Raw genomic sequence first — 2,876 nt, 5'->3', positions numbered from 1 at the left:
ACCCAACACCCAACACCCAACACCCAACACCCAACACCCAACACCCAACACCCAACACCCAATGACCAATGACCAATGACCAATGACCAACGCCCAACGCCTAACGTCTAACGCCTAACGTCTAATGTCTAATGTTTAATGTCTAATGTTTAATGTCTAATGTTCAATACAGTCAAGCTACTGTAGAGGGAGTAGGAGCGATCGCCCTGCCCTGGTGGCCCAATAGCCTAAAAATATATTGGAGATTTAGGGTTTTGGTAGTCATGGTCTGGTAGTCATGATGAATTTGGTAGTCATGATGGTTAATATCTATTTATATAGAGGACGTGACTACGGTATCAGAACTTGATACAAAATGCGACTATTCTCAGTGGTGACTACCAAGTATTGTATAAAAGCTAGCAGCAGTAAGTTGGTAGAGAATTAATCGGGATTTTGCGATCGCGGGGTTTGTGGCAGGGGTAGTGAGAGCGTAGCTTGCCGCCTTCGGCATCGCCTTGGCAGCCCAATAATTATGAGTATTAGCCAGTGGGGTATATTCACGTCCACAGACTATCTGTAGCGAACTGCAAACATAAACGCTTCAAACCGCAAACAAGGCGATTTTGAAACCACATTAACTGCAAATAAGGGGGGTCTCAAAACCACATTATTTGCAAATGAAACTGCAAACATAATTTTCAAACTGCAAACAAGGGTTTTCAAACCACATTAACTGCAAATAAGCCGTAACCCTTATGGGAATTGAGTTACAGCATTTATGGCTCTCTAAGTGTCCAATTTATATGAACCAATTAGCCAAACACTTATGCCCGAACGTTGTGGTTTAATCTGAACGGTATCCGTCCAATTTAATTATGAATTAGGTTTTTGGGAGCAAGTACCACTAACCTGCTGCTTTCTCTTGGTAAAGGCTCTTAAGTTTAGACTGAAGTAATGATGAATTTTCTTTAATTTGGACAGTTTCATCCCAAGAGTCCCAAAAAAAGCTAAAATCCATACTGGCTAAAGATTACAGCCTATTTGCAGTTAATGTGGTTTCAAAATTATGTTTGCGGTTTGTTTGCAGCGATTGTGGTTTCATTTGCAATTATTGTGGTTTTGAGACCCCTCTTATTTGCAATTATTGTGGTTTCAAAAATGCCTTGTTTGCGGTTTGAAGCGTTTATGTTTGCAGTTCGCTACAACTATCTATCTTATATATAAATGGGGGGCAGTGGACGCAGCCGAAAAGCAAGCTGTGTAAGGGATACGGGCAAAATGTCAGTTTTACGTCCACATGGGTAAATTAGCCCAAAAATGGGAGCAGTGGACGCGAGATTTTAGCGGTGCCGGTCGTGAGTGGGGAGTAGGCGATGCCGTACCACTTCGTGGAAGCAAGCTACGCACAGCGTCTCCAAGAGTTGGCGGCATTAGGTAGCCATAGTCGATTGCAGCAACCTGTTATTTATATCAAAACTAGTTATTAAAAATGTCTAACCAAATAGATGCGGTATGGAGCGTAGCTGCCAGCCGCCTCAGAGATGCGATCGCTATGGGGGCAAGCTACGCTAACCATAGAGTTACTCAAGCCAGCCGTCCATGCCGATTTATTTTCATTGGCAGACTGTAGACCCTGTGATCCACAGCCTACAACGATTTGACACCTGATTAATCGGAATTATTTGACCGAGATTAGCGATCGCTACAGTTAACTAAGTGGCTTTGCTCAAAGCAGTGACTCAAATTGCTGCTAAAAACCCAATGAATAAATTTTGGGAAAGGGCTGGGCGCGATGATTTTCTCTCTTGATTTTGGGAAAACAAGAGGAGCAATCGCACTCTTGGCGGATGGTTACGCGGCCGCCAAACTCCCCTAGCCTAGCGCGGTCATGGAAGTTATGCTTTAAAATTTTCAATAAGCATAACTTTTATAACTGCCATGACCGACACCTCTAGCACCCCTAATGGTGAACGCATCGACCAAATCATAGAGAAGCTTCAGCAACTAAAGGAAATCAGACAGCAGTTAGTCAATGCACCAATGTCTGAACCTGGGGTCTGGATTCATCAGTATGAGGTGCGAAAGCAGTATAAAAAAGGTGGTGAAATTTATTGGTATGTGTATGCAAAATGGCAAGCTAACGAGCCAATTTTCAAGAGAAACCCAAAAGCTAGGCTAAAAGGGATTGTCAAGCGCGGCAAGAACCCAGACTATACCTGTCACCAGCACATAGGCAGGGTCAGCAGTAGCACAGGGCTAGGAACTGATTCAGAGGTCGCGATCGCATATCAAGAGTGGGAAAATCGCAAGCGGTTAGACGCGCTTGATAAAGCACTTGATGAGATAGAAAACGCGCTTATAGGAGTTATGCCAGACCAAAATAACAAAGCATAACTATTGTGGGGCATAGCAGGAGACGCGGCAAAGCCGCCGTCGCCAGTCATAACCACCCATCACGCCGCCTGAACGCCGAATACCTGATAACCGCGCTGGCAATTGGGAGAGCGATCGCAGAAGGGAGACGCGGCAACACAGTTGCCAGTCAAAAACCACCAACGTCACCACCGCGAACGCGGGAAACACGGCAAAATCAATAACTTGTTATTATGTAAAACTGTTATAATCTGTCAAGCAAACCTTTTAACCTGTTTAATAACGCAAATTAAACTTATAACATATTAGCTAAGGTAGTAACATGATAATGCATATATACTGTTATAAACTCATCTACCAATCTAACCATTACCTGAAACCCTTGTTAGACAATGATTGTGGATATATGCACTATTAACAGGTTATGCAAGTATGAACAGGTTACGACTAACTAGTTAACGCATATATAAACCTGTTATCTAAAAGCTCATTGCAGACATGATAGCTTATATAACCTGTTA

Annotated in this window: 4 protein-coding genes; 3 read left to right on the top strand and 1 reads right to left on the bottom strand. The window is 43.1% G+C overall.

Going from position 1 to position 2,876, the window contains the following annotated elements:
* Positions 1-367: 367 nt before the first annotated feature.
* Positions 368-493 carry a hypothetical protein gene (locus ABF638_RS37560; protein ID WP_435027817.1) on the bottom strand — a complete coding sequence of 42 codons (126 nt, stop codon included), beginning with the start codon at positions 491-493 and terminating at the stop codon, positions 368-370.
* A gap of 978 nt (positions 494-1,471) precedes the next feature.
* Here ABF638_RS37560 and ABF638_RS37555 point away from each other — a divergent pair.
* The 3 genes from ABF638_RS37555 to ABF638_RS37545 all read left to right on the top strand — a co-directional run bounded on the left by ABF638_RS37555 (position 1,472) and on the right by ABF638_RS37545 (position 2,579).
* Positions 1,472-1,612 carry a hypothetical protein gene (locus ABF638_RS37555; RefSeq protein WP_435027816.1) on the top strand — a complete coding sequence of 47 codons (141 nt, stop codon included), beginning with the start codon at positions 1,472-1,474 and terminating at the stop codon, positions 1,610-1,612.
* A 308-nt stretch (positions 1,613-1,920) separates the two neighbouring features.
* Positions 1,921-2,376, top strand: a complete 456-nt coding sequence (locus ABF638_RS37550; RefSeq protein ID WP_435027815.1) for a hypothetical protein — start codon at positions 1,921-1,923, stop codon at positions 2,374-2,376.
* Between the two features lie 5 nt (positions 2,377-2,381).
* Entirely contained in the window at positions 2,382-2,579 is a 198-nt protein-coding gene (locus ABF638_RS37545; RefSeq protein ID WP_435027814.1) for a hypothetical protein, read from the top strand.
* Positions 2,580-2,876: the final 297 nt, after the last annotated feature.

Origin of the sequence: Nostoc sp. CALU 1950, assembly GCF_051172895.1 — a bacterium.
Classification (GTDB): domain Bacteria; phylum Cyanobacteriota; class Cyanobacteriia; order Cyanobacteriales; family Nostocaceae; genus Nostoc; species Nostoc edaphicum_A.
The sequence above is the reverse complement of the archived record's forward strand: the minus strand, read 5'-3'. Positions and strand labels throughout refer to the sequence as shown.

Coding starts and splice junctions, on each gene's coding strand:
- ABF638_RS37560 (WP_435027817.1), bottom strand. CDS start 493: ATGCCGAAGGCGGCAAGCTACGCTCTCACTACCCCTGCCACAAACCCC.
- ABF638_RS37555 (WP_435027816.1), top strand. CDS start 1,472: ATGTCTAACCAAATAGATGCGGTATGGAGCGTAGCTGCCAGCCGCCTC.
- ABF638_RS37550 (WP_435027815.1), top strand. CDS start 1,921: ATGACCGACACCTCTAGCACCCCTAATGGTGAACGCATCGACCAAATC.